The organism is Bradyrhizobium genomosp. III (assembly GCF_000261705.1).
Classification (GTDB): domain Bacteria; phylum Pseudomonadota; class Alphaproteobacteria; order Rhizobiales; family Xanthobacteraceae; genus Bradyrhizobium; species Bradyrhizobium ottawaense.
Window position 1 is genome coordinate 1 of sequence record NZ_AJQF01000160.1, and the last position, 14,726, is coordinate 14,726.

General features: G+C 65.2%; 13 protein-coding genes and 2 tRNA genes. 7 read left to right on the plus strand and 8 right to left on the minus strand.

Translation table 11 applies throughout. The annotated features are described in order from the left end of the window. Together IC66_RS0113615 and IC66_RS0113620 are read left to right on the plus strand one after the other, a co-directional pair. Window positions 1-393, plus strand: a 393-nt coding sequence (locus tag IC66_RS0113615) for a TCP-1/cpn60 chaperonin family protein (protein WP_038948000.1), incomplete at its 5' end; no start/stop codon positions are given. 150 nt (window positions 394-543) lie between these two features. Beyond that, window positions 544-831: a GIY-YIG nuclease family protein gene (locus IC66_RS0113620; RefSeq protein ID WP_038948001.1), complete on the plus strand. Its 288-nt coding sequence runs from the start codon at window positions 544-546 to the stop codon at window positions 829-831. Window positions 832-928: 97 nt separating this feature from the next. Here the strand turns inward: IC66_RS0113620 and lepB are convergent, their stop codons facing one another. From lepB to IC66_RS0113645, 5 genes are all read right to left on the minus strand, one after another. Further along, a complete protein-coding gene (lepB, locus tag IC66_RS0113625) occupies window positions 929-1,678 on the minus strand; it encodes a signal peptidase I (protein ID WP_038948002.1) in 750 nt (249 codons plus the stop codon). A gap of 161 nt (window positions 1,679-1,839) precedes the next feature. After that, window positions 1,840-3,003, minus strand: a complete 1,164-nt coding sequence (locus tag IC66_RS0113630) for a slipin family protein (protein ID WP_038948003.1) — start codon at window positions 3,001-3,003, stop codon at window positions 1,840-1,842. A 333-nt stretch (window positions 3,004-3,336) separates the two neighbouring features. After that, window positions 3,337-3,402 (minus strand) — tRNA-Lys (locus IC66_RS0113635). A gap of 7 nt (window positions 3,403-3,409) precedes the next feature. Beyond that, window positions 3,410-3,481, minus strand: a tRNA-Ser gene (locus tag IC66_RS0113640). A 187-nt stretch (window positions 3,482-3,668) separates the two neighbouring features. Next, window positions 3,669-4,508: a LysR family transcriptional regulator gene (locus IC66_RS0113645; RefSeq protein WP_028142931.1), complete on the minus strand. Its 840-nt coding sequence runs from the start codon at window positions 4,506-4,508 to the stop codon at window positions 3,669-3,671. 130 nt (window positions 4,509-4,638) lie between these two features. Here IC66_RS0113645 and IC66_RS0113650 point away from each other — a divergent pair, with 130 nt between their 5' ends. The 3 genes from IC66_RS0113650 to IC66_RS0113660 all read left to right on the plus strand — a co-directional run bounded on the left by IC66_RS0113650 (window position 4,639) and on the right by IC66_RS0113660 (window position 7,333). Continuing rightward, window positions 4,639-5,232 carry a cysteine hydrolase family protein gene (locus IC66_RS0113650; RefSeq protein ID WP_038948004.1) on the plus strand — a complete coding sequence of 198 codons (594 nt, stop codon included), beginning with the start codon at window positions 4,639-4,641 and terminating at the stop codon, window positions 5,230-5,232. 11 nt (window positions 5,233-5,243) lie between these two features. Continuing rightward, a complete protein-coding gene (locus IC66_RS0113655) occupies window positions 5,244-5,873 on the plus strand; it encodes a glutathione binding-like protein (RefSeq protein ID WP_038948005.1) in 630 nt (209 codons plus the stop codon). A 110-nt stretch (window positions 5,874-5,983) separates the two neighbouring features. Beyond that, on the plus strand, window positions 5,984-7,333 hold the full coding sequence (locus tag IC66_RS0113660; RefSeq protein WP_028142928.1) for a caspase family protein: 1,350 nt from the start codon (window positions 5,984-5,986) through the stop codon (window positions 7,331-7,333). A 30-nt stretch (window positions 7,334-7,363) separates the two neighbouring features. Here the strand turns inward: IC66_RS0113660 and IC66_RS0113665 are convergent, their stop codons facing one another. After that, the gene (locus IC66_RS0113665; protein ID WP_028142927.1) at window positions 7,364-8,455 is read right to left on the minus strand and encodes a DUF2778 domain-containing protein; all 1,092 of its coding nucleotides are present in this window, start codon (window positions 8,453-8,455) and stop codon (window positions 7,364-7,366) included. Between the two features lie 660 nt (window positions 8,456-9,115). On the opposite strand from IC66_RS0113665, the gene IC66_RS0113670 reads away from it, so the two are divergent. Both IC66_RS0113670 and IC66_RS0113675 read left to right on the plus strand, forming a co-directional pair. Continuing rightward, a complete protein-coding gene (locus IC66_RS0113670; RefSeq protein ID WP_028142926.1) occupies window positions 9,116-9,634 on the plus strand; it encodes a FecR domain-containing protein in 519 nt (172 codons plus the stop codon). 61 nt (window positions 9,635-9,695) lie between these two features. Next, entirely contained in the window at window positions 9,696-11,582 is a 1,887-nt protein-coding gene (locus tag IC66_RS0113675) for a CHASE2 domain-containing protein (protein WP_038948006.1), read from the plus strand. 193 nt (window positions 11,583-11,775) lie between these two features. Here IC66_RS0113675 and IC66_RS0113680 read toward each other — a convergent pair whose 3' ends face one another. After that, window positions 11,776-13,278 carry a glycosyltransferase family 39 protein gene (locus tag IC66_RS0113680; protein WP_028142924.1) on the minus strand — a complete coding sequence of 501 codons (1,503 nt, stop codon included), beginning with the start codon at window positions 13,276-13,278 and terminating at the stop codon, window positions 11,776-11,778. A gap of 6 nt (window positions 13,279-13,284) precedes the next feature. Then, window positions 13,285-14,418 (minus strand): glycosyltransferase family 2 protein, encoded by a 1,134-nt coding sequence (locus IC66_RS0113685; RefSeq protein WP_028142923.1) that lies wholly within the window; start codon window positions 14,416-14,418, stop codon window positions 13,285-13,287. Window positions 14,419-14,726: the final 308 nt, after the last annotated feature.

The window sequence follows — 14,726 nt, forward strand, 5'->3', positions numbered from 1 at the left end:
GTCGCCCTGCTCCGTGCCTCCGAGCAGCTCAAGGGCCTGCGCACCAAGAACGACGACCAGAAGACCGGCGTCGAGATCGTGCGCAAGGCGCTGTCGGCTCCGGCTCGCCAGATCGCGATCAACGCCGGTGAAGACGGCTCGGTGATCGTCGGCAAGATCCTGGAGAGCAAGACCTACGCTTACGGCTTCGACTCCCAGACCGGCGAATATGCCGACCTCGTCAAGAAGGGCATCATCGACCCGACCAAGGTGGTCCGTACCGCGATCCAGAACGCTGCCTCGGTGGCCGCGCTCCTGATCACCACGGAAGCCATGGTCGCCGAGCTGCCCAAGAAGGGCGGCGCCGGTCCGGCGATGCCCCCGGGCGGCGGCATGGGCGGCATGGACTTCTAAGGTCCAACGACCTCAAGAACTACGAAACCCCGGCAGCGATGCCGGGGTTTTTGTTTGGGGGTGATACACGCTAAGATGGTGGTGGTGGATTCGTCATTCCGGGGCGGCGCGTAGCGCCGAGCCCGGAATCCATAACCACAGGCGGATGGAATGGCCTATTATGTCTACATCCTCGCAAGTAAGAAGCACGGCACCCTCTACATCGGCGTGACCAGCGATCTCGTTCGCCGTGTGTACGAGCACAAGACAAAGGCCGTTCCCGGATTCACGATGAAGTACGACGTTTCGAAGCTCGTCTTGTTCGACATCTACGACGATGCAGTTACCGCCATCGCCCGCGAGAAAGAACTCAAGAAGTGGCGTCGCGACTGGAAGACGCGGCTGATCGAGGAGCAGAATCCAAACTGGGATGATCTCTATCCCGGGATAGCCAACTAAGGCCTGTGGTTATGGATTCCGGGCTCACGCCCAAGTGGGCGCGCCCCGGAATGACAGTGCGGCACAATCAAACGCTTCGCGCCCATGACGACGGCCCTCACTCCACCTTGCCCAGCCGCTCCATGTGCGGCTCGCCGTCTTCGTCGAGCGACCAGAAGATGCGCGTCACCTTGCCGACGAGATTGTCCATCGGCACGAAACCGAACGTCGACATCATGCGGCTGTCGGTGGAATTGTCGCGGTTGTCGCCGAGCACGAAGAAATGGCCCGGCGGCACCGTGAAGACGTTGGTGTTGTCCAGGAAACCGTTGTCGAGGCAGTCGTTGGTGACATAGGACGCGCCGCTCGGCAGCGTCTCGCGCCAACGCTTGACCCTGACGCCGCCATCCCCACCGCAGGCGTTGTCGGCGAGCCCGTCCTCGAGCGCGACGCGCGTCACCGGCCGGTCGTTGAGGATGAACTGGCCCTGCCGCATCTGGATGCGGTCGCCGGGCAGCCCGACCACGCGTTTGACGTAGTCGACCGAGCTGTCCTTTGCCGTCCGGAACACGACGATGTCGCCGTATTCCGGGTCGGCGGCGAAGACGCGACCCGAGATCCAGGACGACGCGAACGGCAATGAATACCGGCCGTAGCCATAGGCATATTTGGCGGCGAAGACGTAGTCACCGACCATCAGCGTCGGCGCCATCGAATTGGAGGGGATGCTGAACGGCTGATAGAGGACGAAGCGAAACAGGATCAGCGGGGACCACAGCACCGGGACCAGCAGGATCAGGATGACGATCACCTTCCATTCCCGCGATTGCGCTCGCGACGGCCGGATGGAGTCCTGAAGAATCGTCATGCGCCTGCCCTGATCAAACCCGTGGTCTTCGCGAGATTACGCAACCTTCGCGCGCGCGCAATCCCGGCTCCGTGATTTTGGTCGCACAGGCGCGGTTCGGCGTTCATTGCAAGCGACGACGACGGATAAGTGAAGGGCCGCCCGTGGGCGGCCCTTCGGTTTTACGCACTCTCGGGGGCCTTCAGGCGCACGAGCCGGGTCAGAAGGGCATCGAGGCCCTCGCCGTTGCCGGCGTGGAGGTCGATGCGGCCGACCTTCTCGACCAGCCGCTCCAGCGACTCCAGCTCCTTGAGCCGCAGCAGCAGGGGGTTCTCCTCCATCAGGCGGGCGGTGTTCAGAAGCGAACGCGTCGCCGCGGTCTCCTCCTGCCGGCGGATCAGGTTCGCCTTGGCGACCCGCTCCGCCTCCACCACCTTGTTCACCAACTCCCGGATCTCGCCGGGCAGGATCACGTCCTTGACGCCGAGCTCGGTGACCTCGACACCGGACTCCGCGACGCGTGCCCGCACATAGTCGCGCAGCTCCGCATCCAGCGCCGCCTTCGCAGACAGCACCTCGTCCAGCGTCCGGCCCGCAACCGCCTCGCGGATCGCGAACTGCACCAAACGGTACAGCCACGCATCCACGTCGGGCACGGTCGCAACCGTCCGCTCGGGATCGACCACCTTACGGAACGCCGTCAGCGTCACCCGCAGCGCGATGCGATCCTTGGTCAGCATCTCCTGCGCGGTGATCTCGACCGCCTGGGGCCGCAGGTCGAGGCGCTTCACCTCGATCTTGCGGCCGACGGTCCAGAAGGCGTGCCGACCGGGCACGAGCCGCTCGACGAGCCGGCCCTCGACATAGAGCAGGCCCGCCTCGTGGTTCTCGACCACCGTCTCCGACGTCACGGCCGAGCGGTTACGTTCGATCATGGCCAGATGCCGCGCGCCGACCCTGACATCGCTGGACACGTCGATGCGCTCGACATCGACGCTCGTTGCGACCTTCCAGTAGACGCGCACCTGCCAGGGCGTCATCAGATGCACGGGCCGGCCGTCGAGGCTGACGATGGCGATCTCGTCCGCCTTGGTCTCGACCGCCTCGAACAGTTCGGCGGCGAGATCAGGCCGTGCGGCCTTCAGCACCGCGTAGCGATCCGCAGAGAATTCGCTGCGGACCACATCGAGCACCTCGGCCTTGAGCTCGTGCAGGGGATCGAACAGACGATGCCTGCCGGGCGCGAGCACGCGCACGAGCTGCCCGTTGCGCGTGAGCAGCGCACGCTCGCCATCCTTGACCGTCACGTTCAGCATCAGCAAATGCCAGCCCTTGTTCGAAGTCATGGCACGCCTCCATCGTTTTGCGTCCGGCCGGATGCCGGACAACAGGTTTCGTTTGCAAAGGATTTGAGGACGCGGACGACGCTTCCTGAGAGATCGACGGACCGAGGCTTGAGCTCGCATGACGACGGGCGCACGCGCGCGATCGCGCGACGGATGTCGCGCGGCCGAGCGGAGCCACCCGGCATCAACGCAAGCGGTATCTACCCGCGGCGCAAAGCCGGTCTCACAGTGTCTAGGTTCGGACGGAAAGCCTTGCGGCAAAACGGCCGGACTGCGACTGAAGCGCGCGTCCGGTCCTCGTCAGAGGTGTCAGTTTTTCAGGCTGACCCGTAGCGCTGGAGCGGGATTCGAACCCGCGTCACGATGATTAAACGTCATCTGCTCTACCACTGAGCTATCCTTTGGTTGGTACAAGAAATCGGAATCGAACCGATGCCTCCGGATTTCACTCCGACGCTCTCCATGAGCTACATCCTGCGTCTTCATTCGGCGGAACACGAAACCGGAGACCGGCTCGCGCCAGCCGGGATCTCAGAGAGCCCGGACACATGGCCTAGCGAAGGAGCGGGCTAATAGCCGAAGCACGTTCGGGTTGCAAGGGGGAGCTCGAAGATTTTTCGACACAGCTTGCGCAGTGTGACGCGAGGATCACAGCGCCATGTGCGTCAAGGGCGCGAAGTTTCCTGGAAACACGCCCTCACCCAGTCGATCGTCACGCGCGTCGCGGGATCGCGCTTGAGATGGTTCTGCACCAAGAGCCAGACGTCGCGCCGCCTCGGCAGAAGCGTCGCGCGCAGGCTGCGGTCGGCGAACAGGCCTTCGCAGCTGTGCTCGGGCAGCACGCCGACGGCCTGATGCGACTGGATCAAGGTCCTGATGATGCGGACATTGTCGGTGATGCATCGAACGTTCGTCAGCCGCTTCGCGCGCAAGAACTGCTGTTCGGGAATGGTGTCGAGCTCATCGGGATAGATGCAGGCGACCGGCTCGCCGCCGGCGCGGTCGGCGGGCTCGAAGAAATACAGCCTGACATCGCCGAGCTTGGAGATGGTGAAGTCGCCCTTCTCCGGCTTGCGCAGGCGAATGGCGAGGTCGGCTTGCCAGCGCGAGAATTTGACGTTGCCGCTGGACGTCAGGAATTGCAGGGTCAGGCCGGGATGATCGCGCAGGAAGCTGCTCGCGTGCGGCGCCAGCAACTCTTCGGCGACCGCGTTGGTCGAGGCGATGCGCAGGCGGCCGACCGGGCCGGGCTGGCTCTCCTTGATGCGGTCGATCGCCGCGACATGGACGGCCATCGCGCCGACATGCTCGAGCACCGCCTCGCAATGGCGCGTCGGACGGCGCTGGCCGTCCACGGCATCGAACAGCAGCACGCCGAGATCGCGCTGAATGCGTGCGAGCCGGCGGCCGACGGTGGTCTCGTCGATGCGCAGCCGCGCGCTGGCGCCGGCATAGGTGCCCTCGTCCCTCACCGCGGCAATGATGCGCAGATCGTCCCAGTTCATCCGGGCGAGCCTAGCAGGCGATGCCGCGTCCTGCAAATCTGCAGCCATTAGCTGCAATAGTCCTGCACAATGGCAGGCCCATGCTGCGCTAATGTGACGCCATCCGATCTCCCTGGAAGGCCTGACCAGCATGACCGCTCCCAAGACCCTGCTCGAACTCGCCGGCGCCGATCTCAATCCCCCGAAGCTCAACGAGGCCTGCCTCGTGCTGATCGACATCCAGAACGAATATTGCGCCGGCCCGTTGGCCCTTCCCGATGCACAGCCGGCGATCGCCGCGGCGGCGCGCCTGCTGGCGCGGGCACGGGAGAGCGGCGCTGCGATCATCCATGTCGCGCACAAGGGCCGCGCCGGCAGCCTGTTCGATCGCGAGGCGGCGCGCGGCGCGATCGTCGATCGCCTGACGCCGCAAGCAGGCGAGCCCGTGATCGAGAAAGCGCTGCCGAACTCATTCGCCGGCACCGATCTGCAAGCCCGGCTTGCCGCGACCGGATGCAAGAACATCGTGCTGGCCGGCTTCATGACCCACATGTGCATCTCCTCGACCGCCCGCGCCGCGCTCGACCTCGGCCTGCGGACGACGATCGCGGCCGATGCCTGCGCCACCCGTGACCTGCCGGATGGCCGCGGCGGCAGACTGGACGCCCGGACGATTCACGAGGTCGCGCTGGCCGAGCTCTCGGACCGCTTCGCGATCATCGCGCGCAGCGATGCGCTGATTTGACGGAGCATCCGATGCTGCAACTCTATTTCTTTCCGATGGCCTGCTCGCTCTCGAGTCGCATCGCGCTGATGGAGGCCGGTATCGAGGCGCAGTATCACCTCGCCCATATCTGGACCAAGCAGATCGTGGACGACGGCAGCGATTTCCTCGGCGTGTCGCCGAAGGGCGCGGTGCCGGTCCTGGCGCTGGAGAACGGCGAACGGCTGACCGAGAGCGCGGCAGTGCTGCAATACATCGCAGACGTGAAGCCGACGGCGGGCCTTGCGCCGGCGTTCGGGGATCCCGATCGCTATCGCCTGCAGGAGTGGCTGAGCTTCATCGGCGCCGAGATCCACAAGGCGTTTCTGTTTCCGACCTTCTGGTACAAGGACGATGGCTCGCTCGCCAAGCCGCGCGTCAGAATCACGCAGACATTGTCGGTGCCGTCGGCGCATCTGGCGGAGCGCGAATTCCTCGTGGGTGACGGCTTCACCGTCGCGGATGCCCACCTCACCTGGGCCTTGCTGCTGCTCCGTCCCGCAGGCGTCGACATCGCGCAATGGCCGTCTCTGTCAGCCTATCTCGGGCGCATGCAGGCGCGGCCGGCCGTGCGAGAAGCGATCGCGACCGAAATGGCCCTGCGCAAGGCGATGGCAGCGTGACCCGACATCACGGTCGCGAAATCTGATCGTTTTCCCGGCGAGGGCATTGAAGTCGGCGCGGCTTACGCTAATCTGGAGGGATATTTTCGATATTTTCTTGGAAGGCATTCATGCGTGCTCTTTCCAGATTGTCCTCATCTTTATTTTGCCTGGGCCTCCTCGCCGGCTGGCTGTCTCCCGATACTGCATCTGCGGACACGCGCGTGGCATTGGTGATCGGCAACGGCGCCTATACATCGACGGCGCAGCTGCCCAACCCGTCACACGATGCCGAGGACGTCGCAGCCTCACTCAAGCGCAGCGGCTTCGAGGTGATCCAGGGCATCGACCTGCGCCAGGCCGACATGCAGGATCTGACCATCCGCTTCGCGCGCGCCGCGAGCAGAGCTGACGTTGCCATATTCTATTACAGCGGCCATGCGATGCAGTACAACGGCGTGAACTATTTGATGCCTGTCGACGCCACGCTCACCGATGAGGCCGACCTGAAGCGCTTCGTGCGGGTCGACGACATCGTGAACGATCTGCAGCAAGCCAAGAACCTCCGCATCCTGGTGCTCGATTCCTGCCGCGACAATCCGCTGGCGGAAACTCTCAAGCGCTCGGCGACGCGGGCCGCCTCGATCGGGCGCGGCCTGTCGAAGGTCGAAGCTCCGCGCGGCACGATCGTGTCGTTCTCGACGCAATCGGGGCAGACCGCGGCGGACGGCGTCGGCCGCAACAGCCCCTACACGGCCGCGTTCCTCAAGCACATCGAAGAGCCGCAGGAGATCGGCGATGTGTTTCGCGACATCAGCAGCGACGTCTATGATGCCAGCGGCAAGACGCAGCTCCCGGAGCTGTCGCTATCGATCATCGGCAAGTTCTACCTGAACGGACCGGTGTCGGTCACGATCGCACCCGCAGCTCCGCAGGCCGCGCCGCGGGCCGACCCGTGCGCATCCGCGGAGGCGCACTGGAAGGCTGCCGACACCATCGGCACCGTCAGCGCCTTCGAGGACCATCTGACGCGATTTTCCAGTTGCAGCTTCGCCAATCTCGCCAAGGCGCGGATCGAGGGCCTGAAGCAGAAGGTGGCGCTGGCGCCTGCGACCAATACCCGCGCCGGCGGCAGCAAGGACTTCGACGGCACTTGGGACGTGACGCTGAACTGCCCGGCTTCCGGCAAGGCGCAGGGCTTCACCAGGCCCCTCGCCGGCACCGTGACCAACGGCGTGTTTCACGCCGAGGCTCAGAGCAAGGACGGCGTCAACCGCCTGGAGATCGACGGCCAAATCCAGGCCGACGGCAAGACGACGTTGAGCGCGCGCGGCACAACGGGGGCAAGCGCGTACACGCTCAACAACCTTGCGCCCGGCTCGCCTTACGCCTTTACGGTCGACGCGCAGTTCGATCGCACCCGCGGCACCGGCAAGCGCAACGAGGCGCGCGCCTGCAACCTGGTCTTCGTCAAGCGCTGATCGTGCAGAAAGAGTGAGGCGCGCTGCGCCTCACTCCACCCGCGCCAGCACCGCGAGCTTGCGGATGCCCTTGTTGCGGTAGGCGTCGAGGAACGCGTAATAGTCCTTGAACGACACGCAGCCGTTGGAATCGCCGTTCGGCCCGAGCATGAAGGTGTGCGCAAGCAGGCCGTCACGGCCGTAGATCGCGCTCTCGCCGCCGATCGGGGTCAGGCGCAACGCGGGCACGCCGTGGAACAGCGCTTCGCGCGGCTTCAGCGTGTAGATGTGCGGCGGCGTCACGCCGCGCATGCGCGTGCGCTGGGAGCGCGGATCGTCGAGACTGGAGCCGAGGCCGGAATGCGCCTCGAGCTTGGTGCCGTCGGGCAGATACACCGTCTTGGCAGTGATGTCGTAGACCGCGGTGTCACGCTCATAGGGCGGCGCGCCGCCGAACATCGGGTTCTGCTCCTTCGGCGCGATCGACGCGGTCACGCTGGCATCGGCCGAGGCGTAGGCCAGCAGCCCGCCGGACGGCTCGCGCTTGCCCCAGAGTTTTTCGACCATCGACTGCCGCGGACCGGTGATCGACATCACCGCGGCCTTGGCGCGATCGGCGAACGACTTCTTCGCTTCCGGTGCCGGCACGATCTGGGCCGGATCGGCCGAGGCGAGTTGCATCTGGGCATCCGGAGCGCGCTTGGCCTTGTCCCCGGTCTTGTCAGCGGACTTCTCAGCAATTTTGGCCGGGGCCGACGGCTTCAGTGCTTCCGCGACCTTCGCGATCACGCTCTGCTTCGGCGCGTCCTTGGCCACCGCAACCTGGGTCGCTGGCGCCGCGCTGGCCGCGTTCGATGCCACGCCTTGGGTCGCAGCGGCAGCAAAGCGCTCGTTGAACATCTCACGCGAGATCGGGGCGGCGACCTGCAACCGGTCAGGCAGGAGCGCAAAAGCTTCCTTGATGGCGTCGCCGGCCTCGCGCAGCGCGACCTTGGGCGCACGCTTGATCACCGGCTCGTCGTAGCCAATGCCGCCGACGGTCGGATAGACGCTCGCGCCGAAGACGTTGCTGTAGATAGTCCAGCCGGCACCCATCACGACGCAGCCGATGGCCGCGGCGCCAAGCCAATTGGTCGTGGTCATTTTCCGGGAAGACTTCCGAAGAGAATTCTTGGACTTCCGTGCCGCGTTACTCTGCGCAGCGATACTCTTACTCATTCGCCTTGCGTCCAGGACGGTGTCACTCAGTCCCCCTTCGAAGTGCCGCTGGTCACGATCCGGGAACAGCATCTCGCAGAGGGTCGGAGCGTCATTAAGGCGACTTTTAGTTAAATGCGGATTAAGTTCGGGCAGATGTGCGGCAGCTCGTTAGCGTCGTCCCATTTCGAGAAAAAAGCCCGCAGAACTACGGACTTAGCCGCGTCTGTTAACTATAATTCTCGGCAGGAGCGGCGCATTCAGCGATCGTCTCCCGCCGCCTCTCTAGGGCCACCCAACCAAGTCGTTTTCGTGGCCTTCGATACCCGGAAGATAGCGGGGAAGCGTTGCGCGAGGCTGGTGCGCCGGCCTTCCCGCCGGCGCGTGGGTGACACGAGAACGGCGGGCAAGATCACGCACATCACACAGCGCTCGGACCGCCCACACGGCGACCGCGCCCTGACCGAAAGTTGATCGCACCGCTCTGGAAAAGGCCTCGGCAAGAAAATAGCTCGTAAAGCGGCACTTTTCAGCAGCCTCTGCGTGTGATACGGTACCGTATCAACATCGCCTTGAATTGTGCCGGGCATGCAAACGGAGGCTGGCATGAGAAGGTTCGCGCGCGCCGGATATCTTGCTCTGGCGTCGTCGTTGTTGATGGGATACGCGGCCGCGCAGCCTGCCAATGCAGCTTGCACATCGTCGGCCTCGGCCGCCGGCACGCAGACCTGGCGCTGCGACAACGGCATCACCATCGTTGCAGAAAACGGCGCCAGATTTGAACTAAAGGACGCCAACCGCGACGGACATATTGACTCCGTCGAGTTGAGCAGCAAAGCCCTGCTGGTCGAAGTGCCCAGGAAGCCGGGCGGCAATCCCTTCAAGGTGCTGACGCCGCAGGCGATTGCCGCGGTGCGCGGCACCAGATGGGCCGTCGACGTCGCTGAGGCCAAGACCTCCGTCTTCGTCGCCGACGGCCGTGTCGACGTCAGCCGCAGGGCTCGTGGGCGCGGCGTCGTGCTGGGCCCCGGCCAAGGCGTCGACGTGGAAGCGACCGGACCTTTGACAGTGAAGCAGTGGGGCCAGCCGCGCATCGACGCTCTCATGGCAAGACTTGGTCAATAAGACTTGGTCAATAGACCTCGGCCCACAGGGCCGAAGAAAAAGAAGATTGCAGTACGACGTAATGACGAGACGCGTTCAGATCCTGGTGGCACTCGCCCTCACCGCGCTGTGGGGCGCGGGCATCTTTGCCGCGCACGCAGGCGGCCATCTGCGCTTTCTCGACCGCCTCGAAGCAACGCTGACCGATTGGCGAACACAGGTCCGCGGGGTGCAGCGTCCGCCCGATCTCGTCACCATCGTCGCGATCGACGACACCGTGGTGAAGCGCGGCGGCAGCTATCCGCTGCCGCGCGCCGATCTCGCCCGCGTCGTCGACACCATCGTGCAGTTCAAGCCGAAGATCGTCGCGATCGATCTCCTGCTCGTCGACCGCAGCGCTGCGATCGGCGACGCCACGCTCGCAAACACGCTCGCCACCGGCCCCATGGTGCTCGCCGCCGCCGCGATCTTCCCCTCCGCCAGCGAGAACGTGGCGCCCGGCAGTGCAGGTCCCCTCGCCGTGCTGCCGCAAGCCGAACGTTTCCTGCTGCCGCTGCCAGCGTTCGCCGACCACGCCGAGGTCGGCATCGTCAATGTCGCGACCGGACAATCGGGATCGCCGCTCTCGGTACCGATGCTGTTCCGGACCCGCGACAAGGTCGAGCTGTCGTTCCCGTTGCGCGTCGCGACGCGCGCGCTCGATAAGCCGCTGACGATCGCGCCGGATCACCTCATGCTCGGCGATCGCGCGGTGCCGACCGACACCGATTTCGCGCTGCCGATCACCTATTACGGTCCCCGCCGCACCATCCGCACCGTGAGCGCGCAGAGCATTTTCGACGGCACGCTCAATCGCGCCGCGATCGAGAACCGGATCGTCGTGATCGGCGCCTCGGTCGCCGGCGGCGGCGACTTCTACCCGACACCGTTCGATTCCCTGATGCCCGGCGTCGAGGTGGTCTCGACCGCGATCACCCACCTCGTTTCCGGCGACGGCATCGTGCGCGACCATAGGGTCCATATCGCCGACGCGCTCGCTGCGATCCTGCTGCCGATGCTGCTGGTCGGCTTGCTGGCCTGGCGGCGTAGCGCGCTCGGCATCATGGCGGCGGCCGCGGTGATGATCGCCTGGGCCGGCCTCAATGCCTTCGCGTTCACGCATGGCGTCTGGCTGAATGCGGCAACCACGCTCGCCGCCGCGGTGCCGCCGGTTGCGATCTTTGCCGGTGTGCAGCTGTGGGCCGGAGGCCGCCGCACGCAATATCTCGCCGCCAAGAGCAGGTCTCTCGCACAATTCCAGGCACCGGCCGTGCAGGAATGGCTGGCGCGCGATCCGAATTTCCTGTCCAAACCGGTCCGGCAAGACGCCGCGATCGTCTTCATCGATCTCTCCGGCTTCACTTCCTTGAGCGAACGGATCGATCCGGACGCGCTTCAGGAGATCCTGCAGGCGTTTCACGCGCGGATCGACAAGGCCGCGGTCGATTGCGGCGGCATGATCACCGGCTTTCTCGGCGACGGCGCCATGATCCTGTTCGGTCTGCCGGCCGCGATGCCCGATGACGCCGCGCGCGCGCTCAAATGCGCGATCGACCTGCATCGCGGTGTCGAACACTGGATCGCCTCGCTGCCGTCAGCGATCGGCGGTCAGCTCGGCTTCAAGATCGGCGCGCATTTCGGCGAGATCGTCGCCTCCCGCCTCGGCGAAAGTCACCAGCACATCACGGCGACAGGCGACACGGTCAACGTCGCGAGCCGGCTGATGGAAGTCGCCGTCCAGAACGATGCACGACTCGCCCTGAGCAATACGCTGCTGGATACGGCCGACTTCCACGGGGCTCCCGACGGCGTCCTGTCGGGCCCCCTGCTCGCCCAGGTCCGTGGCCGCTCCGGCGTCGTGACCGTGTGGTTCTGGCGGGATCACAGTGGGCCGGGCCAGGGTGCGACAAAGGCTGAGATGATCGACTGATAGTCGTTGCTATCGACCCAGCACTCGGCTGTCGTCCCCGCGAACGCCAGGACCCATACCGCGTGATCTGTCGATGAGCACAGCTGGCCATACCAACTGAAAGATCGCCCACGAACAGTCTTCGCCAAACTGCTCCCTGGGGGTATGGGTCCCCGCGTTCGCGGGGACGACGCTGTGGAAGCATTGCGGCCTACTACCGCGCTTCCGGCGGCGGCGAGCGGTCGAGGACGTCGCCCTTGGCGCCCTCCAGCAGATCGACGCTGTAGGTCTCGACCACGAGGGGCCCGCGCTTGCGCTGCAATTGCGCGACCTGCGTCACCTTCGCAAAGAGGTCGTTGAGGACGGGATGACCGTCCGGGCGCAGCTCGTCGACATAGAGCAGCTTGCCCGCGAGCAGCTTTGGATCGGGCTCGCCCATGTTGACCCAGCGGATGCGCTGGTTCTGCTGCACCACGCAGGTGCCGCGGGGCAAGTAAAAGGCCAGCCAGCCCGTGGTGCCGTAGTCCTGAGCGAGCACGCAGGTCGCGCCATGGCGCGCGCGCACGGCTTCGATTTCGGCAGCGAGCTCGCGCCAGCCGACGCCGACGCTGCGCACGGTGGCATCGCGGCGATAACCCGAGAGCCAGCCGGTGTTGGCCTGCACGATGAGTGCTGCAAACATCACGATGCCGACAGGCGCGGCCCAGCGCAGGCAGAAATCCACCAGGCGGCGCTGGCGCGGCTTCCATTGCACGAGGTTGGCGGCAGCGGCCGCGGCGACGACGAAGGGCGGATAGACCGGCGCGAACCAGTTGGCCTCGACGCGGGCATGCAGCGAATGCCAGACGAAATAGGCGACGATGGTCCAGAACATCGCCTCGATCAGCACACGCGAGGCCAGTGCGCCGGCCCGGCGCCAGGTCAGCGCGTGCAGACCCATCGCGCCGAGGATGAAGACCAGCGGGGTTGCGAACGCGATCTGGGTGGGGATCAGCTCGGCGATGAAGACGGGTCGGAAGTCCTCGATCTTCGCGCGCCCGAGCTGCTTTGCGAACGAGACCCATTGATGGTCCGCATTCCAGAGGATCACCGGCGAGAACAGCGCCAGAGCAACGAGACCGCCGAGATAGGGCCAGGGCGAGAGGAACCAGCGCCTGAGCTTCGGCACGCAAGCGAGCCAGATCAGGATCCCGGCGCCAAAGAACATCGCCGTGTATTTCGACAGCAGTGCCGCACCGACGGCCGCCCCGACCGCAAGCCACCAGACGCCGCGGCCGGTCTCCAGTACTTTTGCGAGGAAGAACAGCACGAAGCTGGATGCGACCAGGAGCGGCGCATCCGGCGTCACGATCAGCGTGCCGACGGAGGCCATCATGGTTACGTTGAGCAGGACGGCGCTGGTCGCCGCCACGCGCGCGCCGCCGAACAGGATCGCAGCGGAGCGGTAGATCGCATAGCTCATCGGCAGTGCGAGCAGGATCGAGACGAGGCGGACGCCGAGTTCGGTATCGCCGGCGATCATGGTACCGGCGCGGATGACATAGGCGACCATCGGCGGATGGTCGTAATAGCCCCCGGCGAGGTTGTTCGACCACATCCAGTAATAGGCTTCGTCGAAGGTGATCGGCGTGAACGCGGCCGCGACGAGCCGCAGGGCCACCAGCGCCAGAATCAGCAGCACGGTATTGCGGACGATCCGCGCGTCAGCCCCGCCCATCGTGGGTTATTTCTTGCGCCAGACGAACAGGCCTGACATCGCGTAGTTCCACACCACACCCATCAGCGCACCGGCCATGCCGGCCAGCCACCAGATCGGCTCCTGGTCGTAGACCGAGAAGGCGACGCCGACATTGGCGAGCAGGCCGACGCTGCACACGATGTAAAAGGCGATCAGGCCGCGCAGCAGCGCAAAGCCCTTCAGCCGCTGGTCGCGATAGGTGAGGAAGTTGTTGAGGATGAAATTACTGGTCATGGCGACGATGGCGCCGGCGGCCTGCGCCTCCGCGAACGGCACCTTGAACAGCTGAAGTCCGATGAACAGCGTGGTGAGATGCACCACGAGGCCGATACCGCCGACCATCGCGAACAGGATGAAGCGCAGCGAGACGATGTCGTTGCTCAGCTTGGCCAGCACGAGGCCGAGGAAATCGAGCGCGACCATGGAATCGAGCTTGCTCTCGCCGTGCTGACGGGCGCCGAAAGTGTAGGGAATCTCGACCGCCCGCAAGCCGCCGTGCGCGGTCGCGACGACGTCGAGCAGGATCTTGAAGCCGTGCACGGACAGCTTCGGCGCGAGCTGCTCGAAACGATCGCGGCGGATCATGAAGAAGCCGCTCATGGGATCGGCGATCTCGACCCGCAGCATCTTCCTGGCGAACTCGGTTGCCAGCGCGCTGGCGCCGGCGCGCTGCTTGTTGAAGCCCTCGCTCTTGTAGCCCTCGATGTAGCGGCTGCCGACCACGAGGTCGGCCTCGTCGCTTGCGAGCAGCAACAGCATCTTCGGCAGTTGCGTCTCGTCGTGCTGGAGGTCGGCGTCGATCACGGCCACAAAGGGCGCGCTGGACGCCAGGATGCCCTCGATGCAGGCGCCCGACAGGCCGCGGCGGCCGATGCGGCGGATACAGCGCACGCGGCTGTCCTGCTGCGCCAGCGCGCGCACGACGTCCCAGGTGCCATCAGGTGAATTGTCGTCGACGAACACGACTTCCCAGGCGACGTTGGCGAGCACCGCCTCCAGCCGCCGGTACAGCACCGTGACATTGTCGCGCTCATTGAAGGTCGGGACGATGACCGACAGTTCCGGCCCTGCTTGAGCCTGCAGCGGATTGTCGGAGCCCGGTCTGATCGCTTCATTCATGACGGCAGCGTATATCCGCCGCGTCCTGCGCTGCCAAGCCGGGGTTTCCAAGGGAATTTGGCCAAAAGAGGCCCTAAAATGCCAACGACCCCGGAACGGCGGGCCGCGCGTACATCCGGCGCGAGCCCAAGCTATTCCAAGGTCGTTCCAACGCCGGAGTTTTCGCTCAACGGCGCCGTTAAAAGCTAGATAGGAATGACAAGACCGCTTCGCAAGGGGCGAAAAGGACGATTTTCGTGCCTTATTGGTTGGGCACTTCCCGGATGATCGGCCCGCGCGGCGCCGGCGCGGCGGGAGCCGCGGGTGCG

Excerpts from the sequence above, each read along its gene's own strand:
- IC66_RS0113620 (WP_038948001.1), top strand. The coding sequence starts at position 544 with ATGGCCTATTATGTCTACATCCTCGCAAGTAAGAAGCACGGCACCCTC.
- lepB (WP_038948002.1), bottom strand. The coding sequence starts at position 1,678 with ATGACGATTCTTCAGGACTCCATCCGGCCGTCGCGAGCGCAATCGCGG.
- IC66_RS0113630 (WP_038948003.1), bottom strand. The coding sequence starts at position 3,003 with ATGACTTCGAACAAGGGCTGGCATTTGCTGATGCTGAACGTGACGGTC.
- IC66_RS0113645 (WP_028142931.1), bottom strand. The coding sequence starts at position 4,508 with ATGAACTGGGACGATCTGCGCATCATTGCCGCGGTGAGGGACGAGGGC.
- IC66_RS0113650 (WP_038948004.1), top strand. The coding sequence starts at position 4,639 with ATGACCGCTCCCAAGACCCTGCTCGAACTCGCCGGCGCCGATCTCAAT.
- IC66_RS0113655 (WP_038948005.1), top strand. The coding sequence starts at position 5,244 with ATGCTGCAACTCTATTTCTTTCCGATGGCCTGCTCGCTCTCGAGTCGC.
- IC66_RS0113660 (WP_028142928.1), top strand. The coding sequence starts at position 5,984 with ATGCGTGCTCTTTCCAGATTGTCCTCATCTTTATTTTGCCTGGGCCTC.
- IC66_RS0113665 (WP_028142927.1), bottom strand. The coding sequence starts at position 8,455 with ATGACCACGACCAATTGGCTTGGCGCCGCGGCCATCGGCTGCGTCGTG.
- IC66_RS0113670 (WP_028142926.1), top strand. The coding sequence starts at position 9,116 with ATGAGAAGGTTCGCGCGCGCCGGATATCTTGCTCTGGCGTCGTCGTTG.
- IC66_RS0113675 (WP_038948006.1), top strand. The coding sequence starts at position 9,696 with ATGACGAGACGCGTTCAGATCCTGGTGGCACTCGCCCTCACCGCGCTG.
- IC66_RS0113680 (WP_028142924.1), bottom strand. The coding sequence starts at position 13,278 with ATGGGCGGGGCTGACGCGCGGATCGTCCGCAATACCGTGCTGCTGATT.
- IC66_RS0113685 (WP_028142923.1), bottom strand. The coding sequence starts at position 14,418 with ATGAATGAAGCGATCAGACCGGGCTCCGACAATCCGCTGCAGGCTCAA.